The following is a 26,222-nucleotide window of genomic DNA, read 5'->3' as shown; positions in this document are numbered from 1 at the left end:
TGGGCGGCGCCCGTACCCGGAAGGGAGTTTGCGGCGGGCGAGGGCGGGAATCCGGGGCGCATGACCGCGAGTGATCACGAGCAGGGTGCCAGCGTCGTCGTCTACGAGAACGGGCCGTTGCTGGTGCGCGGGGACTTCACGCTGCGTACGCCGGACGGCACGGAGATCGACCCGGGGCGGGACACCGTCGCGCTGTGCCGGTGCGGCAAGTCGGCGATCAAGCCGTTCTGCGACGGCACCCACAAGGCGGTCGGATTCCGGGCGGCGGCCGGGCGGCAGACGCCCGCGCCCCGCTCAGAGGAAGCCGCGTAGGGAACTCTCGCCCCTTCCCCACGCGTCCAGGACCGCGCCGGCCCACAGCGAGTCGACGGCCAGCGCGCACCGGGCGCCGAACAGCACGTCGGCGGCGCGTTCGGGTTCGGCGGCACAGAACGCGCCGCACATGTCGTACGCGGCGACCTGCTCGTGCACCGCGTCGGCCTCGACGTGCTCGTCGTAGAACCGGGTCGCGTCGGCGTCCCCGCCGAGGCGGCGCAGGCCGTTCCCGTACGCCCGGTTGGGTCCGGTCGAGGTCATCTCGTAGGCGGCCAGGTGGCCGAGGAGCGCCCCGCGCCGCCGCCGGTGCAGGGAGAACAGCGACATCATGTTGTTGGTGGCCAGGGTCAGGGCGGGGACCACGTCGACGTACGCCCCATAGGTGGTGTCGAGGCCGAGCCACGTCATCGTCGGCTTGAACAGTTCCTGGTGCATGCGGTGGACGCGGCCGGACCCGTACTCGTCGATCTGGATCTCGATCAGGGCCGCCTTGGCGGCGCCGCTGAGCCGCGGGATCGTGAAGGTGTGCGGATCGGCCTCGCGCAGCTGGTAGATCGAGCGGTGCGTGGCGAACTCCCGGAACTGCTCCAGGGTGGCCTGACCGCGCACGTACTTCGACAGCGACGGCCCGTCGTCGGCCTCGGTGATCGCGACCAGGGTGCGGGCGATCTCCGCGGGGTCCGGATCCTGCGGGAGCACATCGGCGTACGACCCGGTCAGCGTCCGCAACGCCGTCTCGAACCGCTCCTCCGCCGCGGTGCGTACCCGGATCAGGTTCGGCTCCCATTCCCAGGCGTCGTCGACGCCGTCCCAGCCGCGGTACGCCAGCTCGTACATCACGAACAGCGACAGCTGCAGGTCCTCGTCGGCGAGCGCCCCGGCGGCCGGCCCGAAGCCGTCGGCGATGGCGGTGTCGAGATCGTGCGGGGTACGGGCGAGGGCGGTGATCAGTGCTTCCGAGACGGGGCCGCGGGCGGTGGGCAGTTTCATGGCGGCTGGATGCCCCGGCGGACATCGATCAAACGCGCGCGGCCAGGCCGTCGAGGACGCAATCGAGCCCGAAGCCGAACCCGTCGCCGGAGGTGAAGGCGCCGTCGGCGGCGGCCGCGGTGAGCGCGGGGTAGTCGGCGGCGTGCTCGGCCAGGGTCGCGGTGAGCCCGGCGGCCAGGTCGTCGCCGTCACCGGCGGCGATGCCGGTCTCGGCGAGGACCACGTTGCGGACGTGCCCGGTGAGCAGGACCACCGCGTCGACCCGCTCGGCGCCGGTCAGCGCGGTGCCGGCGAGCGTGGTGAGGGCGCTCTCCATCCAGCTCAGCTCGTTCGGCCCGAGAGGGCGGGCCTGCACTGTCGCGTGCGCCAGCCAGGGGTGCCACCGGAACACCCGGTGCAGGGCGGTGGCCCAGTCGTGCAGGGCGGGCCGCCAGGCGGCGGCGGGGTCGGCGGCCGGGGCCCGGCCCAGCGCCGTGTCGATCATCAGGGCGACGAGTTCGGCGCGGCCGGGGACGTGCCGGTACAGCGACATGGCGGTGAACCCGAACCCGTCGGCGACCCGCTGCATCGTCACCGCGGCCAGTCCTTCGGCGTCGGCGATCCGGACGCCCTCGGTGGCGATCTGCGCCACGGTCAGGGCCGGTTTGGGTCCGCGGGTACGCCGTTCGCCGCGACCCCACAGCAGATCCAGTGCCTTCATCGATGCTCCTCATCACTAGCGCCCTCACTCGAAACTGTGTATAACATAAACCGAATCGCTTACCTGATAAACAGTTTGAGGAACAGGACATGACCGCACTGAATGGACGTACCGCGCTGGTCACCGCCGGCTCCCGGGGCATCGGCCGGGGCATCAGCGAGCGCCTCGCCGCCGACGGGGCCCTGGTCGCCGTGCACTACGGCAGGGACGACGCCGCCGCGAAGGAGACGGTGGCCGCGATCGAGGCGGCCGGCGGCCGGGCCTTCGCGATCCGGGCCGAGCTGGGCGTCGCCGGCGACGCCGCCGGCGTGATCGACACCCTGGCCGCCGCCCTGCGCGAGCGGACCGGGCAGGCCCGGCTGGACATCCTGGTCAACAACGCCGCCACCGGTGACTCCGGCGGCGGCATCGACACCGAGACCGAGCAGGCGTTCGACAGGCTGTTCGCGGTCAACGTGCGGGCGCCGTTCTTCCTCATCCAGAAGGCGCTGCCGCTGATGGGCGCGGGCGGCCGGATCGTCAACATCGGCTCCGGCGTCACCCGGATCTCGATGCCGGGCGAGCTGGCGTACGCGATGACCAAGGCCGCCCTGGAGACCCTGACCCGCAACGTCGCCAACCAGATCGGCGGCCGTGGCATCACCGTCAACACGGTCGCTCCCGGCCCGACCCTCACCGACCGGACCGCGCCGTTCCTGGGCCGGCCCGAGGCGCTGCCGGTGATCGCGGCCAACCAGGCGATCGAGCGGGTCGGCACGCCCGCCGACATCGCGAACGTGGTGGCCTTTCTGGCCGGCGACGACAGCGCCTGGCTCACCGCCAACGTCATCGACGCGACCGGCGGCACCTACCTGGGCCCCAAGCGCCTCGGCTGACCCCTCCGGCTGGTGCTCAGGGCTGTCTCGCGCCCCCGGAGACAGCCCTGAGCACCAGCCGGGGTTTGCTAGGCGGCGGTCAGGGCCGAGGGGTGCACGGCGGCGGCCGGCAGGGTGAACGTGAAACAGGAACCGCCGCCCGGGTTGTCGGCGGCGGTGATGGCGCCACCGTGCCGTTCCACGATGCGGCGGCAGATCGCCAGGCCGAGCCCGGTGCCGAGGAACTCACCGCCGGCATGCGCCCGATGGAAGTCCCCGAAGATCGCGTCGTGCTGACCGGCCGGGATGCCGATCCCGTTGTCGGCGATCGTGATCGCGACCATGTCCCCGGCCCGGTACGCGGTGATCCGCAACCGGGGCGTCACCCCCGCCGCGGTGTACTTGATCGCGTTCCCGATCAGATTGTCCAGCAGCTGCCGCAGCAGCACCGGATCGGCGGCCACCGGCGGCAGTTCCCCGACGGCGAACACCGGCGCGGGCCGTCCGGCGGCGGCCGCCGCGTCGGCCCGGGCCCCGGTCACGTCGGCGACCAGCTCCCCGGTGTCCACCGGCACGGCAGCGACCGTCCCCTGCCGGGCGGTGGTGTAGGCGAGCAGCCCGTCGATCAGCCCGCGCATCCGGGCCGAGGTGCGGCTGAGCCGGTCCAGGTCGGCGAGCGCCTGGTCGAGGCGCGGGTGCGGCGGGGCCCCGGCCACCGCCTCGCCCACCGCCTCGGTCCAGCCCTCCACCCCGGCGAGCGGGTTGAGCAGGTCGTGGGCGACGACCCCGGCGAAGTTGGTGAGCTCGTCGCGGTGCCGGTGCTCGGCGGTCACGTCGTGGAACAGCACGACCGCGCCGGGCGAGCCGCCGGCCCGGGTCAGGGCGGTGGCGGAGACCTTCACGATCCGGCCCTCCGGCACGTCCGGGTCGCGGACCAGCATCTCCACGCCGCGGACGTCCTCACCGGCGAGCGCCCGCAGATGCGCCAGCTCACCGTCGTCGAACGGGGTGCCGTCGACCTGGCGCAGGCCGGACCAGTCCCCCGGCCGCCGCCGGGCGCCGAGCAGCCGACCGACCGCCGGGTTGCACAGCGAGACCCTGCCGTCCGGTTCGATCACCGCGAGGCCGTCACCCATCGCGTCGATGATCGCGCCGAGCAGCTCCTTCTCGTGGGCGAGCGCGGCGTGCAGCTGGGCGCGTTCCTCCCGGCCCAGGGCGAGGGCCAGTCCGACCAGGGCGACCAGGGCCACGAACAGCTGAACCAGGACGGCCCGGACGGTCGCGTCGGCGATGTCAGCGAACGGGCCCGACCCGTCCAGGGTGAACTGCACCGCGATCGCGCCGACCAGCGAGTTGTGCAGCAGCACGAACGGGGACGACAGCCGGGTCGCGACCAGGACCGTCCAGCCGAGCAGGGCGAACGACAGCGGCAGGCGGTCCTCGTAGGCGAACCCGGCCAGATAGGCGACGGTGGTGCACGCGACGATCGCCGCGTACTCGGCGTTCCGCCAGCGGGACGTCGCGGCCAGCCGGGCGCGGGCCCGGCGCCACCAGCCGGTCACCGAACCGTGCCGATCACGGAACCCGGCGAGGGCCGCGCCGGCGAACACCCCCGCCGACCCGATGATAAGGATGCTGGTGGTGTTGCGGGCCACGTTCATCGCGGTGTCGGCGGCGGGATAGCGGCCGGCGCTGACCCACTCGCCGATCGAGGCCACCGCGCAGCCGCAGGCGCTCGCCCCGAACGCGGCGACCAGCAGGCCCCACAGGTCGCGCGGCGATCGCATCGGCTCCGTCCCCGCGGCGCCCCACAACGCCGGCCGCAACCGGGTCAGCAGCCATCGGAAGATCAGCGCCTGGGTGAGCCCGGCGAACCCGTACCCCACCGCCGTGACCGGCGGGGCGTCGGTGAGCGCGGTGACCGACGCCAGGACCAGCGGCAGGACGGCCAGGTCCACCCACCGGGCCGGGGCGTGCCGCTGCGCGCACATCCAGAGCGCGCCGACACCCGCCGCCGGCCACACCAGCGCCACACCGGCCTGGTCGAGGGCGAACCGGCGGCCGATCAGGACCGCGATGCCGTACGCGACAGCGAAACCCACGGTCCGCGACAGCGAGAGTCCCACCGCGGCCTCCCAGTGGACAGACTGACGTCTCCCCATCGGCCGGGAGAGCTGATCATTGAGCCGTTCGGCACGGTGAAGGAACGCCGAGGACGACGACCCCGAATCGCTCATCGGTGCGGAACGGTTGCCGATGCGGTAGGCGACCGGGCCGGTGGCCCGTGATTCCCGTTCGGCACGCCCCTCCAGCTGCCGAAACCGAGGAACAGGCGGGGTGATGGGCGTGACGGCCTCCGAGGTGGCACATGTGGTGACGCGGCCCGCCCCGTACCCCGCAAGAATGGTCTCGGTCTCCTGGGACGCCATCGCCAGGATGGCGGCACATCTGCTGGGCGCGCCGGTCGCGGTGGTCAGTGCGGGCGACGGACGATTCCTGGGTACGTTCGGACTACCGCACCCGAAGCCCGGCGCCCGCTGGACCGGCCCCGGCGTGATCGGCGACGCCCTCGTCATCCCCGACCTGACCGGCCATCCCGTCACCGAGTTCGGGCTCTGCTCCCTCGCCGGGGTGCCGCTGCGCGACGAACGCCGGCAGCCGCTCGGCGCGATCACCGTCCTCGACACCACCCCGCGCGCCTGGCCGGAACCCGACCTGACCCGGCTCGCCGAGATCGCCGCCGCGTTCGGCCCGGCCCTCGCCGCCGGCCCGCCGGAACCCGCGACCGACGTGCGCGCCGACGCCCAGCGCGGTTTCATCGCCGCGCTGCTGGACAGCCTCCAGGTCGGTGTCGTCGCCGTCGACGCCGAGCGGCGGCCGATATTGTTCAACCGGACCCTGCGCCGGTTCTGCGGCCTCGGCGACGACATGACCCCGGCCCGGGCGATGGCAGCGGCCCACCGGTTGCTGCATCACCCGGACGGCCGGCCCGTCGACGTCGAGGAGATGGCGGTGGTGCGGGCGCTGGGCGGCGACACCATCCGCGACGCCGAGGCGGTGCTGTGCGTGCCCGGCGTCCCCGACCGCTACACGCTCACCAACGGCGAACCGATCCGCGGTCTCGACGGCGAACTGCTCGGCGCGGTCGCCACCGTCAGCGACGTCACCGAACGGCACCGCCGCGAACGGTTCCACGAGTGCGAACTGCGGGTCGCCCGGCTGCTCGCCGAGACCGACAGCCTGGAGGAGGCCGCGCCCGAGCTGCTGGCCGCGCTCGGGCAGGCCCTCGACTGGCCGCACGTGGCGCTGTTCCTGGTCGACGAGGTCGCCGACGTGCTGCGCACCGCCGCCTACTGGAGCGCCCCCGGCGTCGAGGTCGACGATCTCGTGCCGGAACGCATCCCGCCCGGCGACGCCGGACCCGGCCTGGTGTGGGCGACCGCGCAACCGCTGTGGATCCCCGACCTCACCGCGCCACGATTCACCGAAACCCCCGCGGCGTACGCGTTCGCGCACGCCGCCGCCGAACGAGGCCTGCGCGCCTGCCTGACCGTGCCGGTCTGCGACGGCGACCGGGTCCTCGGGGTGCTCGCCCTGCTCAGCGCCACCAGCGAGTACGACGAGTTCCTGCTCACCGGCCTGGTCGACGGATTCGCCGGGCAGCTCGGACAGTTCCTGACCCGGCAGCACAGCCGCGAACTGACGATGCAGCTCGACCGTACCCGCGACGACTTCCTCACCCTCGTCGGCCACGAGCTGCGGACCCCGCTCACCTCGATCATCAGTTACACCACGCTGCTCGCCGAGGAGATCGACGACCCGGACCGGCAACAGATGATCGGCGCGATCCACCGCAACGTCGGGCACCTCCAGCGCATCATCGACGACCTGCTGGAACTGTCGGCGCTGGAGACCGGGCACTTCCGGCTCCGGCAGTGCCGTACCGACCTCACCGCCGTCGTCACCGCCGCCGTCGCCGCCGCCGCACCCCCGGCCGGCCTGCGCCTGCACACCCGGTTGCCGGCCGCGCTGCCACTGACCGCCGACCCGGAACGGCTCCGCCAGATCGTCGACCAGTTGCTGTCCAACGCCGTCAAATACAGTCCCGGCGGCGGCGACATCCGGATCACCGCCGACGACAGCGACCCGGACGTGGCCGAACTCGTCGTCACCGACACCGGCATCGGCATCCCCGACGACGACCGGGAACGGCTGTTCGCCCGCTTCCACCGCGGCGGCAACGCCCGCCACACCGCGATCCCCGGCCACGGTCTGGGGCTGCCACTGGCGCGCGGCCTGGTGGCGGCCCACGGCGGGACGATCGCCCTCGACCCGGACCATCACCCGGGCACCCGGATCGTGGTGCGCCTGCCGCGGCACATGTAGGCCTCGTACGAAAAGTTGGTTTCAGCGGTTTGAAGGGCTTTCGCCGATATCGTGGGTTTTATTCACAGTTCGGGAGGCCTGTGTCAGTCACATGTTCTCCTCACCAACATCCGGGGAGACCCCCTTGCCTCGTCATCGGATCCTGAGCGCGCTGATCATGTCGGCCACGATCGGGCTGGCGCCCGCGGCGGCGTTCGCCTATCCCGCGCTGTCACCGTCCTCGGCGTCTCCGCGGGGCGGGGCCCCGTCGCCGGAGCCACCCACACCCTCCTCCTCCGACCCCTCTTCCTCCGGCTCCCTCTCGTCCGACGACGCCTCCGCGGACGAGGCCTCCTCCTCCGACTCCCTCTCGTCCGACGACGCGTCCTCGGAGGACACCTCCTCATCGGATGACACCGGCTCGTCGGACGACGCCGCCGCTTCCGAGGACACCGACTCCCTCGACGACGCCGGCTCTTCCGACGACACCGACTCCCTCGACAACGCCGGCTCTTCCGACGACACCGACTCCCTCGACGACGCCGGCTCTTCCGACGACGCCGCTTCGGACGAGACGCAGTTTGACGACGCTGCTTCCGACGAGCCGCAGTCCGACAATCCTGCTTCCGACGAGCCACAATCCGACGACGCCGCATCCGATGAGACAGCCTCGTCTGAGACAGCCTCGTCTGAGACAGCCTCGTCTGACTCGACGCCCTCCGAGGAAACTCCGTCAAGTCCGACGACATCCGGCGAAACGCCGTCAGGGCAGGCGACGCAGCCCGGAGCGACGACGTCAGGAGCGGGTCAGCTCGATGCTCCCTCGAACGAGGCGCCGACGGCAGCTACCCAGTCCAACGAGAAGCCGTCAGCGGACGTCTCGGACGGAACCGTCGAACCCGGCGGAACCATCACCTTCTCCGGCCGTGGCATGCAACCCGGCGAGGCGATCTCGGTTGATGTCCGTTACTCGACCGCCGCACCCCAGCCCGCCGCCACGATCACGGCGAAGGCGGACAGCGACGGCGGATTCAGCGTCCAGGTGCCGCTGACCCACGCGGGAACCGCAACCCTCCAGGCAACCGGCCACATCTCCGGCACCAAGGCCGAAACCACCGTCGAGGTGATCGAGGAACCCGCAGACAGCACCACCGCCAACACCCCCACTTCCGGCACCGGCACGAAGGCTCCCACCGCTACCACTAAGAACACCGGCACAAAGGGATCCGCCAAGACCATCGGCGCCATCGGAAAAGCCAAGAACCTCGGCACCAGGCAGACCAACGGCACCACCGCCTCCGGAACCGCCGACTCCGGAACCGCCACCGCCGCCGACACGGACTCCCACCTGCCGACCACCGGCCCAGCCGACAGCTTCCCCTTGCTGATCGTGGCCGCGAGCGGCCTGGGCGCAATCCTGACCGGCACCCTCCTGATGTGGCTCACCCGCGCCCGCCGCCGCACCACCACCTGACCCGCTGCCACCTGCGCCCGCGCCGTCCATCAGCGCGGGCGCAGCCCTATCCCGACCAGTCAGCCGTCGCCCACCCCGGCCACCGCACGCCGTTAGCCTGCCCCAACGACGGCTCACGTTCCCGCCCCACGGCCAGCCGTCGCCCAGCCCGGCCACCGCACGCCGTTAGCGTGCCCCAACGACGGCCCCCGAATCCACCCTGCCGATCGACCGTCCCCCGACCCGCCACCGCAAGCCAAAGCCCGTCCCCACGACGGCTCTCGGCCCAGCCCGATGATCAGCCGCCGCCAAGACCGGCTACCGCAACCAGAAAACGCGTTTGGACGACGGCCCACGATCCACCCCGGCGGCCAGCCGTCAGCCACACCGGCTACCCCCAGCCCGCAACGCCCCCGACGGCCCACACGATCAGCCGCACTCAGACCCGCTACGCCGAGCCGCAGACGTGCCTGGACGACGGCCAGCGGTCCAGGACGGTGATGAGCCGTCGCCCATACCGGCTACCCCAAGCCGATAGCCGGCCTGAACGACGGCCCACGACCCAGCCCCCACGATCAGCCGTCACCCACACCGGCTACCCCAAGCCGGAAACGCGTCCCGACGACGGCCCACGGGATCAGCCGTCGCACGCACCGGCCAACGGCAGCCGGAAGCGTGCCTGAGCGACGGCTCGCGGGTCATCCGGAAACCCCGGCTGGTTGTCAGGGCTGTCTTCGGGTGCTCGAGACAGCCCTGACAACCAGCCGGGGAAGAGGGGCGATGGGCGTCACATTTCCGGTATTTCGGCTTATCGGGTGGTTGGGGGCAATAGCTTTTGCGGCATAGGGATCCGATGCGAAGAGGAAGCCTGCTCCGTTGTCCCAGCCGCTTGTTGCTGTTGCTCTTGGACTCGCGCTGTGCGCGGTGATTGCCGCCGTGCTGCGCCGCAAGGTGAAACCGACCGTGGAGCTGGCCTGCCGGGCGGCGCTCCACCGGGTACGGCCGCACCTGCCGGCGAGGTTGCGGCGGGTGGCGAGGGCGTTCCATCAGCGGGTCGAGCCGGACACCGCCCGGGCGGTCCTGGTGACCGGGGTGGCGGCCGGGATCGCGTGGGCGGCGGCGGAGACGTTGCAGCTGGTCGGGCCGGTCACGGCGGCGATCTCGGCGACGCTGTCGATTCAGATGAGTTCGCACGCCTCGGTGCGGGAGGGCGTGCAGCGGCTGGTGGGGATGCTGGCCGGGATCGGGTTCGCGGTGCTGCTGTGGGGGGCGTTCGGTACGACGCCGTGGACGATCGGGCTGATCGCCGCGGGTGGGCTCGCGGCGGGACGGCTGATCCGGCTGGGGGACAGTTCGGCGTCGGTGCCGTTGACGTCGCTGGGCATTCTGGTCGGGGGTACGGCGGTCACCGAGGCGTTCGTGTCGCAGCGGGTGGTCGCGACCGTTCTCGGGATCGTCGTCGGGATGATCCTGTCGCCGCTGGTCAGTGGCATGACGCCGTTGGAGCGGGCCCGGTGGAAGCTGGCCGAGTTGTCGTCGGAGATCGCCCAGTTGCTGCGGCGGCTGGGTGACGGGGTCTGCGAGGGGTACACGCGTGAGCAGGCCGCCGGGTGGCTGGCCCGGTCCCGGGAGCTGGACGAGGATCTGACCGAGACGGCCGAGGCGGTGGACGAGCTGACCAAGCACGCCCGCTGGTCGCTGACCACGTCGGCGTCGGAGGTGGTGGGGCTGGAGCAGACCGCCCGGGCGCTGGAGCACGGCGTGCACCAGGTCAATTCGGTGGCCCGGTCGATGTTCGACGCGGTCGCCACGCCGGGGTCGCCGGATGTGCCGGCGCAGATCGGGCAGTTGCTCACCGCCGCCGCGGAGGCGTTCGCCGTGCACGCGCAGTTGGTGGCGGACCCGCGCACCGATCTGCTGCAGGACATCGGGCACCTGCACGAGTTGCTGGACAACCTGCGGGAGGAGCGGCAGCGGACGCTGCGGAAGGTCCGTACCGAGGTGGACGACACCGGGGTGCTGGTGCTGACCGGTTCGATCATCACCGACATCGACCGGATGGCGGGGTCGCTGGAGCGGTCGGCGCCGGCCCTCGACGTCGGCCTGCGGGAGCCGGCGCCCGGTATCCCGGCGGTGTCGGAGGTGCTGCCCGCGGTGCGGATGATGTGGGAACGGAAGGTGGTCAACTCGCACGGGACATTGCGGCGCCGGGCGTTCACCCGTAACCCGAAGTAGTCCGGCAAGATCGACCGCATGGCGGGCGTGCTCAGCGGATTCACCACGATCTGGGCGCTCGCGGCCCTCGGCTATGTGCTGGCCCGGTTCCGGATCCTCGGCGAGCACGCCCCGCAGGTGCTGGCGAACCTGGTGTTCTTCGTGGCCACGCCGGCGCTGCTGTTCACCACGCTGAGCCGGACCAGCCTGGACCGGATCGTCACCGGCGCGTCGGCGGCGTTCGTGGCGTCGACGATCGTGGTGGCGCTGCTGTACGCGCTGGTGGCCCGGCTGGTGTGGAAGCGGGACGTTCGGACGGTGACGATCGGCGCGCTGGGGGCGTCCTACGTCAACGCGGGCAACATGGGGCTGGCGATCGCGGCGTACGTTCTCGGGGACGTGTCGCTGGTCGTACCGGTGCTGCTCTTCCAGGTCCTGCTCGCGGCCCCGTTCGCGCTGGCCGTGCTGGATCTGGCCGGCGGTGAGGGCCGTCCTTCCGCGGGCCGGCTGGCGCTGCTGCCGGCCCGCAACCCCATCATGATCGGTTCGGTGGCCGGGATCGCGGTCGCCGCGTCCGGGTGGAGCCCGCCGGCGCTGCTGCTGGAGCCGTTTCAGCTGGCCGGCGCGGCCGCGGTGCCGGCCGCGCTGCTCGCTTTCGGGATGTCGCTGCCCGGCGCGCGGCCGCTGCGGACCGGGCCGGACGCGCCCGACCGGTATCTCGCGGTCACCTTCAAGGTCGTCGTCCAGCCCGTGGTGGCGTACCTGATCGGGCGTTTCGTTCTCGCTCTCGCCCCGGATCAGGTCTTCGTGGCGGTGGTGACGGCGGCCCTGCCGGCGGCGCAGAACGTGTTCGTGTTCGCGCTGCGTCACCGCGCCTCGGAGGGTCTGGCCCGGGACGTGGTGGCGCTGTCCACGCCGCTGTCCGCGCTCGCCATGATCGGCGCGGCGCTCCTTCTGACGTAGTCACCCATCAGCGGGTCCGCCGGTGCGCGCGGTGGCCGCCCTGCCCCATCCGAACATCGTGGCGATCTACGACGTGGGCGCCGGCCGGGACGGGTCGTACCTGGTGATGGAGCTGATCGCGGGCCGCAGCCTGGCGGACCGGCTCGTACATGGCGCCGGAGCAGGTCGTCGGCAGCGCGGTCGATGCGCGGAGCGAAGTATCCCGCGGACCGCCCGGCGGGCCCGGCCGAGGTGCGGGCCGCCCTGGAACGGCTGAGCGTCAGACCGAAACGGATCATCCCGCTTCTCGCCGCCCTGGCCGGGGTCGCGGCGGCGGCGCTGATCGCCGTCCCGTCGGACCGGGCCGCGCCCCCGTCCGCGCCCGCCGTCGCCCGGAGCACCCCGCCCACAGCCCGGCCCCAGCAGACCGCGCGGACCGGGCAGCCGCGCCCACCGGTGCCGGCAGCCGACCGGGCGCCCGCCGCAGTTGACGACAAGAAAGACAGGAAACCTGTACATCGACGTCCATGCATGTCACGGTGGCGTCCATGCGCAGGATCTCAACGTTCGTAGCCGCCCTGGTGACATGCGCCGCCGTGGCGCTGACCGCACCCGCCACCGCCGCTCACGCCGTCGCCGGCAGCTACTCGGGCACTCTCGGCAGTGGCGCCACCTGGATCGCCGACGTCCCCGAACCCTGGAACGGCACGCTGATCCTCTACAGCCACGGGTTCGGGCCGCTCGTCGCGCAGAACGCGCCGGACCCGGAGACCAAGGCCGCGCTGCTCGGCCAGGGTTACGCGCTGGCCGGCTCCTCGTACTCCGGGCCGTCCTGGTGGGCGCTGGCCACCGCCGTCGACGACCAGTTCGCGACACTGCGCACCGTCGAGCGGATCACCGGGGAGCCGCGCCGCACGATCGCCTGGGGAACCTCGATGGGCGGCCTGGTCAGCGCCCTCGAGGCGCAGCGCCCGCGCGGCCTGATCGACGGCGCGCTGACCACCTGCGGCCTGGTCGCGGGCGCGCTGAACCTCAACGACTACCAGCTCTTCGGTGAGTACGCGCTGGCCCACCTGCTCGCCCCGGATCAGGACATCAAGCTGGTCCGGTACGCCGGCGCGGCTGAGGCGTCGACCGCCGCGTCGGCGCTGTCCGCCGTGGTCGCCGCGGCCGGGGCGACACCCGCCGGGCGGGCCCGGGTCGCGCTCGGCTCGGCCCTGCTCAACGACCCCGGGACCGCTCCCCCGCTGCCGTTCGTCATGCCGGCGCGCTACCAGGTCGAACTGGCCGCCGGCGGCAACAGCTCCGCCACCCGGGGTGTCGACTTCGGCGTCCTGTTGCGCAGCAGCCCGCGTGCCGCGGAGGTCCGCGCGCTCTACCGCGCCGCCGGCCTGGACCTCGACGCCGACCTGCGAAAACTGACCCGGGACGCGGACATCACCGCCGATCCCGGCGCGGTCGTCACGCTGGCCCGCACGTCGATGCCGACCGGGCGTCTGGGCGTCCCGGAGCTGAACATCCACACCACCGTCGACCAGCTCGTGCCGGTCGAGCAGGAGAACTGGTACGGCAAGCTGGTCCACCGGGCGGGCAGCGGCGGGCTGCTGCGGCAGGCCTACGTGGACGCCGCCGGGCACTGCGCGTTCCGGCCGGGTGAGTCGATCGCCGCCCTGCACGCGCTGGAGCGCCGGATCGACACCGGACGGTGGGACGGGGTGTCCCCGGAGGCGCTCAACACCGCCTCCGCTGCGCTCGGCGATCAAGGACGCTTTCTGCGGTACGCGCCCGCACGGTTGACCGGCGGCCTCGGCGAGCCCCGAACCCGTAACCGATAGGTTACGCTTCCGGGTGTGGACGAGGTGGCCGGCGCGATCGCCGATCCGGTGCGGCGGGAGATCCTGCTGATGCTGCGCGACGAGCCGCTGACCGCCGGCCAGATCGCCGGCCGGTTCGCGATCAGCCGCCCCGCCGTCAGCCGGCACCTGCGGGTGCTGCGCGACGCGGGCCTGGTCCACAACACCGCCGACGGCCGCCGGCGCGTCTACACGCTGGACACCGGCCCGCTGCGGGAGCTGACCGGCTGGCTCGGCCGGCTGACCCGGCCGTCCGGCTGGGAGCACCGTTTCGACGCCCTGGCGACCGAGGTCCACCGCACCCGCCGTGAGCGCCGCACCGCAGACATGGAGGAAACGGCATGAGTCCCACACCCACCGGCCGCCTGGTCGGCGACGACCTCGTCCTGACCCGGACGTTCCCCGCACCCATCGACGACGTCTGGGCGAGCCTGACCGAGCCGGACCGCACCGCTCGCTGGTTCGGCCCCTGGCAGGGCGAGCCTGGCGCCGGGCAGAAGATCAAGGTGCAGATGTCCCTGGAGGAGGGGCAGCCCTGGATGGACATGACGATCGACGCCTGTGAGGCGCCGCGCCGGCTGGCCCTGTCCGCCGTCGATGATTACGGCGCCTGGCATCTCGACCTGACCCTGACCGAGACCGGCGGCGTCACCGAGCTCCGTTTCACCCAGCACCTGACCGGCACGGAGAACGTGGGCGAGGTCGGCCCCGGCTGGGAGTTCTACCTGGACGCGCTGGTCGCCGCCCGGGAGGGCCGGCCCGCTCCCGACTTCGCCGACTACTTCCCGGCCATGCGGGAGCACTTCGACTCGCAGCGCTGACCGTGGCCGGGGACGGGATCGCGACCGGCGCGTTCCCGTCCCCGCGGTGACGTCAGCTCGGGAACGCGTCCGGGTCCACGTCGGACGAGGAGGCGTTGCCGCCCAGCGTCTCCTTCAGGCTGATCTCCCAGATCGTGTACTGCCGGGAGGTGGTGGTGAACTTGAAACTGTCGTCGAACTTGCTGAACCCGCAGTTCCGGGTGAATCGCTTGCCGTCCCAGTCGGCGCCGGAGGCGATGAAGATCTGGTACGTCCCGTCCTTGATCCGGCTGGTCGTGACCTTCTGCCGGCCGTGGATGTAGACGGAGACCGTCGGCTTCCTGGTGCCCGGCTTGACCAGGTTGACCACGGTGTCGGTCGAGTTGCCGTTGTCCACCTTGAGCTGACCGCTGCCGCCGGTGCTGCGGGACAGGTAGGTCGCGTTCGGCTTGCGGCGGTTCTGGTCCTTGGTCACCGACTGCAGCCAGCCACCGAACTTGTACTTCGCGGACGGGTCGGCGGCGGCCAGCGACGTGATGGCGCTGCGCAGGTCCGCGGCCGCGCCGGCCCGGCTCAGCGACGCGGTCGCGGCGCCACCGGTGCAGACCTCACGGCTCTCGGCGGCGCTGGTCACCGCGGACAGCTCCCGGTCCAGGTTCTCCAGGGCGCCGACCAGGGCCCGGTGCGCGGAACTCGCCGACTCCGGCGCGGTCAGGCCGGACAGGGTGGAGGCCTCGCTGCGGACCGTGCCGGCCAGGGCGTCGGCGGCGCCGGCCACGGTCTTGGGCGAGGTGGCCTGGTACAGCGTCTTCACCGCGGCGGACAGTTTGCCGTCGGAGGCGGTCAGCGCGGCCTGGAAGGCGGCCGGGTCGAGCGGCGCCGAGGTGGGCGCGGCGGCCTGCTCGGTCGGCGGCGTGGTGGTCGTGCCGGAGTCCGTGGTGCTGGTGGTCGTGCTGGAGCCGCCGGTGGTCTCGGCCTTGCTGTCCTTGAGCAGGCTGGGCACGAAGCAGAGACCACCGAGGACGACGACGCCCAGGACGCCCGCGAGGATCTTGCCGCGGTTGTTGCCGGGGCGGCGCTGGGCCGGTGCCCCGAACCCGGGCGGCGGCGGGAAGCCGGGCGGGAGGTTGCCGGGCTGCTGGGGGTATCCGGGCTGCTGGCCGTAGCCGGGCGGCGGATATCCCGGCTGCTGGGGGTATCCGGGGGGCTGCTGGAACCCGGGCGGCGCGGGCGGCCCGAACTGCGGATGGGCGCCGGGAACCGGGCCGCCCGAGACCGGGAGGCCGGAGACGGGGAGGCCGGAGACCGGAGCGCCCGGAACGGGACCGCCGGGAAGCACCCGGATGGCCACGGCGACGGGCCGGGTGGAGGTGGTGCCGGTGGCCCGGTCGACCACTGGCACGTCGACGTTCACCACCAGGCCGTCACGGGCGCCCGGCGGGAAGTAGATCGTGACGGGCGTGCCGTCGGGTGGGGCCGCGATCGTCTTCGGCGCACCGCTCGCGGCCTCGGCCGCGGTCAGCTCGACGACGACTTCCGCGGGCCGGTCAGCGGAGCTGTCCCCCGTATTCACATGCATCTCCGGAGTATTCAGGGACTGCACAGGGAAGTCCATCGGTCGGGCGGGCAGCGCGGACGGGACTCGAACCCGCACATGTCCCGGGTGAAAGCCGGGCGACTCTACCAATTCGTCCACCGCGCCTGGTGGGGCGTATCGCCTGATGGACCTGCCTCGATGCTGTCACAGCCCGGCAAGGCGGATCCGCGTGATCCACGAGACAGAACCTAGGAGCGCCACCGGCGACCGGCAAACGATTAACCCGGTGGGCACGGCTAAGATCCAGCAGGTTGAAGGCGGGTTGAAAGGTGGACAATGGCTGACTCGATCGGGCCGCTGCGCTGGTACGCCGTACTCGCCGTGGTGTTCTTCGGCATCGTGCCGACGGTGATGGTGACGCTGCTGGTGATCGGCGGGAAGACCCCGGGCCAGGTCGGTCTCCTGCTGATCGGCGGCATCCCGCTGGTCCTGGCGGCGATCTTCTACGCCATCCGCGGCCTGGCCACCGGCTCGGACCCGGAGCTGGCCGCCCGCCTGCTCAACCGCAGCATGGCCCTGGTCGCCGGCGCGGACGTGCTGCTGCTCGGCGGCAACGCCCTGATCCGGATGGCCACCTCCTAGGGTCTTCCGCGAAGTGGTACGCGATGGCTACCGTTCCGGATCGTGAAGAAGGCTCTGGTTCTCGGCGGCGGTGGCGTGACCGGCATCGCCTGGCATCTCGGGTTGCTCTGCGGGCTGCAGCGGGCCGGCGTTCCGCTCGGTGACGCCGACGTGGTGATCGGCACCTCGGCCGGTTCGGTGGTCGGCACCCTGGTCACCGCCGGGGTGGACCTGGAGCAGGCGGTGGCGCTGCAGGAGCACGAGGTGGCCCCCGAGCCGTCCGCGCCCCGCTCCCGCAACGGCGACTGGCTGTCGGCGATGGCGGTGCTGGCTGATCCGTCGGTGCCGGCGCAGCAGGCGCGCGCCCAGGTCGGGGCGATGGCACTGGCCGCGTCCACTGCGGACGAGAGCCGCTATCTGGCGCGGATGCGGTCGCTGCTGCCGGTTCAGGACTGGCCGTCGGAGGCGCTGCGGGTGCTGGTCGTGGACACCGCGGACGGCCGGGACGTGCTGCTCGGCGCGGACTCCGGGGTGCCGCTGCTGCAGGCGGTCGCGGCCAGTTGCGCGGTGCCGGGGCTGATGCCGCCGGTGTCCATCGGGGACCGCCGCTACATGGACGGCGGCGTGCGGTTCGGCGCGGGCGCGGACCTGGCGGCCGGCGCGGACCGGCTGGTGGTGATCGCGCCACTGGCGATCCTGAGCCGGGACCGGATCGTCGCGGAGATGGCCGAGACCGGGGCGCCGAAGTCGCTGCTGATCGAGCCGGACCGGGCGGCGGTCGAGGCGTTCGGCGGGAACTTCATGGACCCCGCGCGCCGGCCCGAGTCGGTCCGCGCGGGCCTGCGGCAGGCCGAGACGCTCGCCGATGCGGTACGGGCGGTGTGGCTCTAGGATCCGCGCACCGGCCGGGAAACGAACCGCAACCCGGTCGCACTCAGCGAAGCGCTGCCGTCAGCCGGGCAGGACGCCGAAAGAGAGGCGTTCCCGAAATGCAACCCGGCGAGAAAGGCCTCCCCCGCGATGCGCAGCGCCCGCTCCCGAGCGTCCGTTCTGGTCTCCGCGCTCCTGCTGGCCACGGCTTTCCCGTGGTCGCCCGCGCACGCCGCCGGCACGGCCACGAAGGCGCCGGCGGCCGCGAAGGCCTCGGCGAGCACCGCCCCGACGCTCGCAGGCCGGCTGGCGGCGGTGCGCGCCGCGAAGAGCATCAACTACTACCCGTCGAACGCCGCCTGGTCGGCGATGTGGACCGGGTTCGACGCCACCCGCGTCGATGCCGACCTGAAGAAGGCGGCCGCGCTGGGTGCGGACAACGTGCGGGTCATCCTCTTCCCGCAGGCTCTCGGTTACCCCCAACCCCAGCGGGCGTACGCGGACCGCCTGCAGAAGTTCGTCGAACTCGCCGCCAAGCACGGCCTGACCGTCAAGCTGACGCTGTTCGACTGGTGGGACGGCTACGCCGAGACCGACCGCAGCATCTCCTGGGCGAAATCGGTCATCGCCCCGTACGCCACCGACAAGCGGGTGATCGCCGTCGAGCTGAAGAACGAGTTCCAGCCCGACGACACCGCCGCCGTCGCGTGGGTCCGCAAGCTGATCCCGGCCGTCCGGGCGGCCGCCCCGGCGATGCCGCTGACCCTGTCGGTGGACGGCGCGACCGGCGCCCCCGGCATGGCGAAGATCAAGAAGGCGCTCGCCGGGACGCCGCTGGACTACTACGACTTCCACTTCTACGGCGCGTCGGAACGGGCCCTCACCGAGATCCGCAAGGCGCAGGCCGCTGTCGCGCCGACCCCGATCGTGATCGGCGAGACCGGTCTGAGCACCGCCGAGGACAGCGAAGGCGAGCAGGCCGCGTTCCTGGCCCGGGTGTTCCGGGCGGCCCGCGAGGCCCAGGTCGGCTCGGTGTCGCCGTGGACGCTCACCGATTTCGCGAACGGCGCGATCCCGAAGAACTCGTCGGTGTCGCAGAAGCCCGCCCAGTACAGGTTCGGGCTGCACCGCGCCGACGGCACTCCGAAGGCGGCGGCCGGCGTGGTCCGGGACGCGTGGACCAGCGGCGCCACCCCGAACAGCGTGCTCGACCTGAGCTTCGAGACGGGCGCCGGGAACTCGCCGTGGCGGGCCAACCTGACCCAGGCCGGCGCGGCCACGATCGTCACCGGGACGGCCCGGACCGGGAAGTACGCGGCCCGGTTCAGCGCGACCGGCCGGACCGCCGCCGGGCTGCCGTCGCTGATCACCGCCCCGGTCACGCCGGTGCAGGCCGGTCACCAGTGGCGGGCCGAGGCGTTCGCCCGCGGCACGTCGGCGACCGGGACCACGGAGATCACGCTGAGCTGGTTCGGCGCCGACGGAAAGTGGATCGGGCAGCACAGCTCGAACCGGCTGCCGGCCGGCACCACGGGCTGGACGAAGCTGGTGGTGACCGCCACCGCCCCGGCCGGCGCCGCGGGTGTCCAGTTGCACCTGAAGTCCGGCGACAACAAGGGCACCGTCTGGTTCGACGACGTGGCCATCTCGTAACCCCAACCCCAGCGTGCGGAGTTGGGCCCGCTATCGCGCCCCAACTACACACGCCGGGCAGTGCGCCCCGCCGCACCCGGGCCAGCGTGTGGAGTTCGGCCGGCTATCGCGCCCCAACGACACACGCTGGGCAGCGGGCTTGGCCGTACCCAATTATGTTCTTGGATGTGAAGGTCTTCATCACCGGAGCGGGCGGGTTCATCGCGCGGGCGCTGACCGCCCGGCTGCGCGCGGCGGGGCACACCGTCGGCGGGGTGGATCTGCGCCCGGACTCCCCGGACGGGATCGTCGCCGGGGACATCACCGCGGACGGGCTGTGGCAGCAGGCGATGGCCGGCGCCGACCTGGTCGTGCACACCGCGGCCGTGGTGTCGAACGCGGTCGGCCGGGCCGGGCAGTGGCGGGTCAACGTCGCCGGGACCCGCTCGGTGCTGGACGCGGCGGTACGGGCGGGCGCCACCCGGTTCCTGCACCTGTCGTCGATCCGCGCCTTCTCCGACCTGGGTTTCCCGGACGGGGTGACCGAGGAGCACCCGGTCCGGCCGGACGGCAACCCGTACGTCGACACGAAGATCGCCGGCGAGCAGGTGGTGCTGCAGGCGCACGCGGCCGGTGAGATCGCGGTGACCGTGGTGCGGCCCGGTGACGTCTACGGGCCGGGGTCGCGGCCGTGGACCGTACTCCCGGTGCAGTTGATCAAGAAGAATCAGTTCCTGCTGCCGGCCATGGGCCGCGGCGTGTTCAGCCCGGTCTACGTCGACGATCTCGTCGCCGGTCTGGAGCAGGCCGTGTCGCCGGCGGGCGCCGGGCAGGTCTTCACGCTGACCGGCGGGGTGGGCGTGCCGTGCCGGGAGTTCTTCGGTCACTACTACCGGATGCTGGGCAAACGCGGGCCGCTGGTGGCCCCGACGGCGGCTGCGGTGGCGGTGGCCGAGGCGGCGGGCCGGGCGATCCGGCTGACCGGCGGCCCGACCGAGTTCAACGCGATCTCGATGCGGTACTTCACGCGCACCGGCACGTACTCGATCGCCAAGGCCCGCCGCGTGCTCGGTTACGAACCCCGGGTCGATCTGGTCGAGGGCATGGCCCGCACCGGCCGCTGGCTGCGCGATCAGGGCCTGGTCTGAACCACCAGCGGAGGCGCCATCGCGGCGTCGGGGACCGGGGCGCCCGCTTCGAGCTGCGCGACCGTGCGGCGGGCCCAGGCCACCAGCTCCGGCACGGCGATCCCGTGCGGGGCGTCCGGGCCGAACGGCTCGATCCGGTCGGCGGCCCGGGTGAGCAGCCGGACCGCGCCGGTGGCGTTGCCGCGCCGGGCGTGCGTGATGCCGACCGCCAGCTGCGCGAGACCGCGCCACAGCTCCCGCTCGTCGTCGCCGGACGCCTTCCAGGCGCCCTCGAGGACCTCGTGGGCGTGGAACGGCCGCCCCTCTCCGAGCAGCCGGCCCGCCTCCCGCAGCGCCTCGGCCGGCGGCAGCACCAGGTCCTCCGGGGTGGTCGGGATCCCGGTCATGCCGCGGGGCAGCGGCCGGCCCAGGCCGTCACGCGGGCGCGCGTTCTTGGCCCGGCCGACGGCGTCCCGGTCACGGACCACACCTGACGTTCCTCGATCGTCCTCCACGATCCCACCGTAGCCGCGAACCCAGCGTGTGTAGTTCGGGCGCGCATAGCGGCCGAACTACACACGCCAGCCGGGAGGTGTGCAGTCGGGGCGCGCATAGCGGCCGAACTACACACCGCGCGGTGTGGTGACGATCTGGCGGGCGCGGTCCGGGGTGATCAGGCGGCGCAGCTCACGGTCGGTGAGCAGGACGACCGGGGCGATGCGGTGCGGGGAACCGGAGTGCCAGCCGGGGATCGCGGCGAGCAGCACGTCCCACGCCGCGTCCGGCCGGTCGGCGCGGATCAGCCGGCGGGCCTCCTCGAGCGCCTCCAGGAAGGCGGGCGGCTCGGTGAGCAGCGGCGGGATGAACGTGTCGATGCGGTCCAGCTCGCCGGGGGTGAGGATGCCGACGAACAGGTCCTGGTACGGCCGGATCGACGACCGCTGCAGGAACAGCGGGACGGCTTCGGCCCGGACCTGCTCCACACCGATCGCGTCCAGCACGTGCGCCTTGGCGAGCACGTCGTTGCGGATCGCGTGGTGCACCATCGCCGGCTGCAGGAACGCGCCGAGGATCACCGCGAGGTACGCGCCCGCGCCGGACCCCTTCGCCGTCGCCTCCGCGAACGCCCCGGCGGCCGCGGTGACGTCACCGCGCAGCGCCGCCGCCCGCCCGGCGGCCACCAGCTCGCTCGCGCCCGCGGGGTCGACCGGCCGGCCGTCCCGGCCGTTGAGCTCGGCGAACGAGGCCCGCTCGGCGTCGACGAGCGCGGCGAACGACGGGTGCCGGTCGCCGAGTCCGGGGTACCAGTCGGCCCAGATGTAGGCCGCCCACTCCCCGTCGGCGCCGGCGTCCCGCGGGTCGAGGACCCAGTACTGCATGTCCCCGTCCCCGGAGATCAGCAGCGCCCGGTCACCGAGCCCCGGGATCTCGTCCTCCAGGGCCGCGCAGAGATCCGGGTCGGCGTCGCGGAGCCAGCCGATGGTCGCGGTGGTGCGCATGGTCCACAGGAACGGGCCCAGGTTGACCCAGCCGTCGGACACCTCCAGGAACGCCCGGAAGCTGGGCGGCAACGTCATGCCGAGGCGCCGTTCCAGCGCGGCGATCTGCTCCGGGGTCGCGCCGTCGAAGCCGAGCCAGCCCGCCGACCGCTGGCCCTCGGTGACGTCGTCGAGGGCGTTGTCCGGCGCGGCGCGCAGCACCTCGTCGCTGTACTCGGCGAGGTAACGCCGCCACTCCCGCACGGATCGCTCTGCCACCACTGACCACCCGCCCACTCAGGCTCGCAAGATCACCCGCATCGTGTCATGCCCGGTCGCCGATCGGTGCTGTCTCGTGGGTCACCTGCGCGCGGACCAGTTCGGCGATCCGGTTCCAGGCCGGGGACGCCGCATCGGCGGAGGCCAGCTCGAGCAGCCCGGCGGCGTCCCCGGGCGGCGGTGTCTCCGCGCCGGGCCCCTGCCGGGCGAACCAATCGCGGGTCCGCTCGGCCAGCCCGGCCAGCCGTGGATCGCCGGGCGCCCAGTCGTACGCCTCGTCGTAGTCCCGGTAGAGCGCACAGAACTCCGGGTCGGCGGCCTCGACCAGCGTCCGGATCTTGACGAGCTGGATGGCGTGGCCGGCCCCGTACCGCCGATAGCCGGAGGCGTCGCGTGGCGGCTCGGGCAGCAGTCCCCGCTGGTGGTAAGACCCGGACCGCCTTGATCGTCACACCGGCGTAGGCGGCCAGCCGCCCGATCGTCAACAGATGCCTGTCTTCACCGGCCGGGAAGAGGCTGCCGCACTCCCGGCCGAGACGCTCCAGGTAGGACGTGCGCGGGAAGAACAGGTCGGCGTCGATCCCGTTGGTGTGGTCGAGCAGGTGACGGACCCGGATCCGCCCGGCCGCCCCGGGCGTGGCCAGCCGGAACCCGGGCAACCGGTCGACCACCCGGTCGTCCAGGCTCAGCACGCCCCGCTCGACCTGCCGCATCACCAGGGTCGCCGTCATCACCTTGGTGACGGATCCGGACAGGAATCCGGTGTCGTCGCGCATCGGGGCGCCGGTGGTCAGGTCGGCGGTCCCGTGCGCGACGACCGTCTGCTCGCCGGCCCGGCTGACGCCGGCGAGGTATCCGGGCACTGCGCTGTCCCGGCAGAGATCAGCGATCCGTGTCATCTCGTTCATGACGAGAATCGTCGAACCTTGCCCCAGGGGCAGGGTCAAGCGCCGATGTCGATCCGGATCAGCTCGCCGCGTTCGAGGGCCGCCCAGATCGCCCCGTCCGGCCCGGTGGTGATGCCGTGCGGCTCGCCGCCGGGGTACGGCAACGCGTACCCCTCGACCGTGCCGTCCGTGGTCAACGCGCTGATCCGGTTGCCGGCCCACTCGGTGATCCACAGCCGCCCGTCCGGCCCGGTCGTGATCGCGTGCGGCCGCCCGGCCCGGTCCGGCAGTGGGAACTCGGTGACCGTGCCGTCCGCGCCGACCCGCCCGGCCTGACCGGCGCCGATCTCGACGAACCACACCGCGCCGTCCGGCCCGGACGTCACCCCCACCGGGGCGGCGGCCGGTGTCGGCACCGGGAACACGGTGATCTCGCCGGACATGGTGATCCGGCCGATGGCGTTCGCCTGGTTCAGCGCGAACCACATCGCCCCGTCGCCACCTGACGTGATCGCCGCCGGGTATCCCCCGCCGGGCACCGGGAAGCCGGTGATCTCGCCGCCGGTGGTGATCCGCCCGATCCGGCCGGCGCCGCCCTCGGTGAACCACAGCGCCCCGTCCGGCCCGGCCGCGATCCCGAACGGCGCGGCTCCCGGCGTGGGCAGCGGAAAGGCGGCGATCTCGCCGGACGTGGCGATCCGGCAGATCGCGTCCGCCCGGTTGAGGCTGCACCAGAGCGCCTTGTCGGGTCCGATGGTCAGAACCGTCGGGGTCGAGCCCGGGCCCACGTCGAACAGCTCCGGCTCGCCGCCGGGCACGAGCCGCCCGACCTGCCCGACGCCGGCGACCGTGAACCACAGCGCGTCATCGGGTCCGGTGACGACCGCGTAGGCGCCCGCCGGAACGGTGAAACTCCGCACCCGGCCTCTCAACGCCACTTCCGCCCGCCTACCACGAGCCGGTGCTGCCGCGCTCGCCGTTCACCGCCACCGCCTTCGCCGTTGCGGGCTCTGCCTGACTCACGGCGGGCCGCCCACCGTCTCCGGCGTCGGCGGGCGCGTGCGGAAGCAGCAGCGCGCCCCCGGCCAGGGCGGCCAGCATCACCAGACGGGCTACTGCTCGTGCCTTGCGCAAGGATCCTCCTCGGTACTTTTCCGGCTTTTAGTCCGGTTCGTCGCAAATAGTGTCACGTTGCGACGGTTTCCTGCCAGCGGCAGTGAGTCGATCGAGGTCAGCCGAACGGCCGGATTCACGGCGCCGGACCGATGAGTTCCACTGGCGGGAGCGGTCCACCCCGTATCGGACCCGTCCCGAGGAGGACATCATGGGCAAGATCCACATCGATCTGTTCACCACGCTCGACCTGGTCGCGCAGGCACCCGGCGGCCCCGAGGAGGACCCTGACGGCGGTTTCCGGTACGGGGGATGGCAGGCCCCGCTGTCCGACGAGATCGTCGGCGGCCAGATCACCGGCAACATGCCGAACATCGACGCCCTGCTCCTGGGGCGCCGCACCTACGACATCTTCGCCGGGTACTGGCCGCACCAGAGCGGTGACATCGCGGACCGCTTCAACGCGATCCCCAAGTACGTCGCCTCCCGCGGCAAACCCGGCATCGACTGGGCCGGCACCACCCTCATCGGCACGGACCTGGCCGACGAGATCCGCGCCGTCCGCGACCGGCACGCCGAGACCCACGTCATCGGCAGTCTCGACCTGGTCCAGACCCTGCTGCGCGAGCACCTGTTCGACCGGCTCGACCTCTGGGTGTACCCGATCCTGCTCGGCACCGGGAAGAAGGTCTTCGACGGCGGGGCCGTACCCAGCAATCTGTCCCTCGTCGAACCGCCACTCACCACCCCGGCGGGCGCGGTGCTGCTGCGGTACGGCTTGGAGCCCGGCGTCCCCGGCACCGGCCAGATGTAGCTCTTGCCGCCGGCTGCCGCACTCCCGCACCCTCAACGAGACGTAGCCGCCTGCCGCCGCACCCACAACCGGACGCGGCCCCTCGCCGCACCGCCGCGCCCTCAATCAGCTGCCGGCCGGGAAGGCTGTCCGGCTGGTCGTGAGTGCCGCCTCGGGGCGGTCGAGCCGGCACTGACAGCCAGCCGCACAAGATCTCGGCGGGCTCGGGTCGTCCGGTTGGATCCGTGCCGGGCATGTCCGAGACTGCGGGAGTGCGCAACGAACAGCAGGGCATCGTCCTTTACGGGCACCACAGCGAGGCGGTCGCCGAGGCGCTGCGGCGGATCGATCCACGGCGCCTGCCGGTGCGGTGTTGCACGAGTGTGACGGAGGCGGTGGCCGTCCGGGAGGCGGCGCCGGGGGTGACCTGGTTCGTGGTTCAACTGTATGAGCCGGGGGACGACCTGGGCGCCCGCGGCGACGTCCAGCTCTGGCTCAACGTCTCCATAGTGGAAGTCGAGGCGGCGGCGCGGGCGATCGTCCAGCCGGATCTGGTGACCTGGTACGAGGTGGTCCATCCCGCCCGCGTCGAGACCGTGGACGGCGGGCCGGTGGAGGACGGCTACAGCAACCTCCGGATCGTCGTACCGGAGGGCAATCGGATGGTCGCGCATGCGGTCCGGACAGGCGGCGAAGCCCCACCGTGCCTGTCCCGCGACGCCGCGATGATCCTGCCGTCCGATGACCTGTGGGCCCTGATCGATAGCCGGCCACACGTCTCGGTGTGCCCGGATTGCGCGACCCGATATGCGACCGATGTCCGATGAGGACCGTGGAGGTCACGGAGCTACAACTCACATCAGCCCTAGTCCTCGATCAGCTAGTCGGTGGCCTATAGTCGCCTGCATGGCTTCGAGGATATATCTGGTGGGCAACTATGAGATCAGCGAAATGCTCGGGCGCATCAGCCGGCAGCGGGTTTACCAGATCACCCGGCGCGCCGACTTCCCCCGCCCGGTCGCCAAACTCGCTCAGGGCAAGGTCTGGTTAGGCGAGCAGGTGGAGACCTGGATCGCCACCCGCCGCGGCAAACGCGCCGACCGGCCATCCCCTCCGGACACCGGCGCCGACCGGCCACCCGCACCATCCCCCGTCCCACCGTCTCCCACCGGCACCCTCATCGGCACCGGCCCGCAGACGGCACCGGACGCCGGCGGACATCCCGGGACGATGATCGGCACGCAGGCCGGATCCAGCATCAGCGGACCGGCTCGACCAGGAGAAGAATCGCGGTCCTCGTCACGCAGCGACGGGCAGGACGGGCCTGACCTCGGTGAGAGGGCCGGGACGGACGCCGGGTCCTGACGGCATCCGGTGGGTCACCGGTCTCCGTGACGGG

The 26,222-nt window shown here is 72.5% G+C and carries 25 protein-coding genes, 1 tRNA gene and 2 pseudogenes; 17 read left to right on the top strand and 11 right to left on the bottom strand.

What is annotated here, in order from left to right; genetic code table 11:
- Positions 1-60: 60 nt before the first annotated feature.
- Positions 61-312 (top strand): CDGSH iron-sulfur domain-containing protein, encoded by a 252-nt coding sequence (locus ACZ3II_RS12535; protein WP_465517721.1) that lies wholly within the window; start codon positions 61-63, stop codon positions 310-312.
- Here the strand turns inward: ACZ3II_RS12535 and ACZ3II_RS12530 are convergent.
- Both ACZ3II_RS12530 and ACZ3II_RS12525 read right to left on the bottom strand, forming a co-directional pair.
- The gene (locus ACZ3II_RS12530; RefSeq protein WP_465517720.1) at positions 295-1,305 is read right to left on the bottom strand and encodes an iron-containing redox enzyme family protein; all 1,011 of its coding nucleotides are present in this window, start codon (positions 1,303-1,305) and stop codon (positions 295-297) included. The genes ACZ3II_RS12535 and ACZ3II_RS12530 overlap by 18 nt on opposite strands.
- A 28-nt stretch (positions 1,306-1,333) precedes the next feature.
- Entirely contained in the window at positions 1,334-2,005 is a 672-nt protein-coding gene (locus ACZ3II_RS12525; RefSeq protein ID WP_465517719.1) for a TetR/AcrR family transcriptional regulator, read from the bottom strand.
- A gap of 89 nt (positions 2,006-2,094) precedes the next feature.
- Between ACZ3II_RS12525 and ACZ3II_RS12520 the strand changes: the two genes are divergently transcribed.
- Entirely contained in the window at positions 2,095-2,880 is a 786-nt protein-coding gene (locus ACZ3II_RS12520; protein ID WP_465517718.1) for an SDR family NAD(P)-dependent oxidoreductase, read from the top strand.
- 68 nt (positions 2,881-2,948) lie between these two features.
- Here the strand turns inward: ACZ3II_RS12520 and ACZ3II_RS12515 are convergent, their stop codons facing one another.
- On the bottom strand, positions 2,949-4,985 hold the full coding sequence (locus tag ACZ3II_RS12515; RefSeq protein ID WP_465517717.1) for an ATP-binding protein: 2,037 nt from the start codon (positions 4,983-4,985) through the stop codon (positions 2,949-2,951).
- Positions 4,986-5,205: 220 nt separating this feature from the next.
- Here ACZ3II_RS12515 and ACZ3II_RS12510 point away from each other — a divergent pair, with 220 nt between their 5' ends.
- The 8 genes from ACZ3II_RS12510 (at position 5,206) to ACZ3II_RS12475 (ending at position 14,507) form a co-directional block, all read left to right on the top strand.
- Complete coding sequence (locus ACZ3II_RS12510; RefSeq protein WP_465517716.1) at positions 5,206-7,245, top strand: sensor histidine kinase; 2,040 nt, start codon at positions 5,206-5,208, stop codon at positions 7,243-7,245.
- Between the two features lie 157 nt (positions 7,246-7,402).
- Complete coding sequence (locus ACZ3II_RS12505; RefSeq protein WP_465517715.1) at positions 7,403-8,698, top strand: hypothetical protein; 1,296 nt, start codon at positions 7,403-7,405, stop codon at positions 8,696-8,698.
- A gap of 903 nt (positions 8,699-9,601) precedes the next feature.
- On the top strand, positions 9,602-10,912 hold the full coding sequence (locus ACZ3II_RS12500; RefSeq protein ID WP_465517714.1) for an FUSC family protein: 1,311 nt from the start codon (positions 9,602-9,604) through the stop codon (positions 10,910-10,912).
- Positions 10,913-10,930: 18 nt separating this feature from the next.
- Positions 10,931-11,854, top strand: coding sequence for an AEC family transporter (locus ACZ3II_RS12495; RefSeq protein WP_465517713.1), 924 nt, complete (start codon positions 10,931-10,933; stop codon positions 11,852-11,854).
- A 22-nt stretch (positions 11,855-11,876) separates the two neighbouring features.
- Complete coding sequence (locus ACZ3II_RS12490; RefSeq protein WP_465517712.1) at positions 11,877-12,110, top strand: hypothetical protein; 234 nt, start codon at positions 11,877-11,879, stop codon at positions 12,108-12,110.
- A gap of 271 nt (positions 12,111-12,381) precedes the next feature.
- Positions 12,382-13,668, top strand: coding sequence for an alpha/beta fold hydrolase (locus tag ACZ3II_RS12485; protein WP_465517711.1), 1,287 nt, complete (start codon positions 12,382-12,384; stop codon positions 13,666-13,668).
- Positions 13,669-13,683: 15 nt separating this feature from the next.
- Complete coding sequence (locus ACZ3II_RS12480) at positions 13,684-14,031, top strand: metalloregulator ArsR/SmtB family transcription factor (protein ID WP_465517710.1); 348 nt, start codon at positions 13,684-13,686, stop codon at positions 14,029-14,031.
- Positions 14,028-14,507: an SRPBCC family protein gene (locus ACZ3II_RS12475; RefSeq protein WP_465517709.1), complete on the top strand. Its 480-nt coding sequence runs from the start codon at positions 14,028-14,030 to the stop codon at positions 14,505-14,507. Before ACZ3II_RS12480 ends, ACZ3II_RS12475 begins: the two co-directional genes overlap by 4 nt.
- 52 nt (positions 14,508-14,559) lie before the next feature.
- On the opposite strand, the gene ACZ3II_RS12470 is transcribed toward ACZ3II_RS12475, so the two are convergent.
- A complete protein-coding gene (locus tag ACZ3II_RS12470) occupies positions 14,560-16,065 on the bottom strand; it encodes a hypothetical protein (RefSeq protein ID WP_465517708.1) in 1,506 nt (501 codons plus the stop codon).
- A 48-nt stretch (positions 16,066-16,113) separates the two neighbouring features.
- Positions 16,114-16,188 (bottom strand) — tRNA-Glu (locus tag ACZ3II_RS12465).
- 171 nt (positions 16,189-16,359) lie between these two features.
- Between ACZ3II_RS12465 and ACZ3II_RS12460 the strand changes: the two genes are divergently transcribed.
- From ACZ3II_RS12460 to ACZ3II_RS12445, 4 genes are all read left to right on the top strand, one after another.
- Positions 16,360-16,665, top strand: a complete 306-nt coding sequence (locus tag ACZ3II_RS12460; RefSeq protein ID WP_465517707.1) for a hypothetical protein — start codon at positions 16,360-16,362, stop codon at positions 16,663-16,665.
- Positions 16,666-16,707: 42 nt separating this feature from the next.
- Complete coding sequence (locus ACZ3II_RS12455) at positions 16,708-17,535, top strand: patatin-like phospholipase family protein (protein ID WP_465517706.1); 828 nt, start codon at positions 16,708-16,710, stop codon at positions 17,533-17,535.
- 129 nt (positions 17,536-17,664) lie between these two features.
- Positions 17,665-19,167, top strand: a complete 1,503-nt coding sequence (locus tag ACZ3II_RS12450; RefSeq protein WP_465517705.1) for a cellulase family glycosylhydrolase — start codon at positions 17,665-17,667, stop codon at positions 19,165-19,167.
- 167 nt (positions 19,168-19,334) lie between these two features.
- Positions 19,335-20,294: an NAD-dependent epimerase/dehydratase family protein gene (locus tag ACZ3II_RS12445; RefSeq protein ID WP_465517704.1), complete on the top strand. Its 960-nt coding sequence runs from the start codon at positions 19,335-19,337 to the stop codon at positions 20,292-20,294.
- Here ACZ3II_RS12445 and ACZ3II_RS12440 read toward each other — a convergent pair.
- From ACZ3II_RS12440 to ACZ3II_RS12415, 6 genes and pseudogenes are all read right to left on the bottom strand, one after another.
- A complete protein-coding gene (locus ACZ3II_RS12440) occupies positions 20,279-20,788 on the bottom strand; it encodes a DUF309 domain-containing protein (RefSeq protein WP_465517703.1) in 510 nt (169 codons plus the stop codon). The genes ACZ3II_RS12445 and ACZ3II_RS12440 overlap by 16 nt on opposite strands.
- A 108-nt stretch (positions 20,789-20,896) precedes the next feature.
- The gene (locus ACZ3II_RS12435) at positions 20,897-22,030 is read right to left on the bottom strand and encodes an SMI1/KNR4 family protein (protein ID WP_465517702.1); all 1,134 of its coding nucleotides are present in this window, start codon (positions 22,028-22,030) and stop codon (positions 20,897-20,899) included.
- A gap of 307 nt (positions 22,031-22,337) precedes the next feature.
- Positions 22,338-22,518, bottom strand: a pseudogene (locus ACZ3II_RS12430) (MerR family DNA-binding transcriptional regulator); the annotation flags it as partial.
- A 90-nt stretch (positions 22,519-22,608) separates the two neighbouring features.
- Positions 22,609-22,929: pseudogene (locus tag ACZ3II_RS12425) on the bottom strand (serine hydrolase domain-containing protein); the annotation flags it as partial.
- Positions 22,930-22,973: 44 nt separating this feature from the next.
- Complete coding sequence (locus ACZ3II_RS12420; RefSeq protein ID WP_465517701.1) at positions 22,974-23,837, bottom strand: Vgb family protein; 864 nt, start codon at positions 23,835-23,837, stop codon at positions 22,974-22,976.
- A gap of 28 nt (positions 23,838-23,865) precedes the next feature.
- Positions 23,866-24,051 (bottom strand): hypothetical protein, encoded by a 186-nt coding sequence (locus tag ACZ3II_RS12415; RefSeq protein ID WP_465517700.1) that lies wholly within the window; start codon positions 24,049-24,051, stop codon positions 23,866-23,868.
- A 190-nt stretch (positions 24,052-24,241) separates the two neighbouring features.
- Between ACZ3II_RS12415 and ACZ3II_RS12410 the strand changes: the two genes are divergently transcribed.
- The 3 genes from ACZ3II_RS12410 (at position 24,242) to ACZ3II_RS12400 (ending at position 26,188) form a co-directional block, all read left to right on the top strand.
- A complete protein-coding gene (locus tag ACZ3II_RS12410; protein ID WP_465517699.1) occupies positions 24,242-24,844 on the top strand; it encodes a dihydrofolate reductase family protein in 603 nt (200 codons plus the stop codon).
- Positions 24,845-25,095: 251 nt separating this feature from the next.
- Positions 25,096-25,650: a hypothetical protein gene (locus tag ACZ3II_RS12405; protein WP_465517698.1), complete on the top strand. Its 555-nt coding sequence runs from the start codon at positions 25,096-25,098 to the stop codon at positions 25,648-25,650.
- 79 nt (positions 25,651-25,729) lie between these two features.
- Positions 25,730-26,188, top strand: coding sequence for a helix-turn-helix transcriptional regulator (locus ACZ3II_RS12400; protein ID WP_465517697.1), 459 nt, complete (start codon positions 25,730-25,732; stop codon positions 26,186-26,188).
- Positions 26,189-26,222: the final 34 nt, after the last annotated feature.

It is taken from the genome of Actinoplanes sp. NPDC019969, from assembly GCF_055562375.1.
This window is presented reverse-complemented; position numbering and strand designations above follow the sequence as displayed.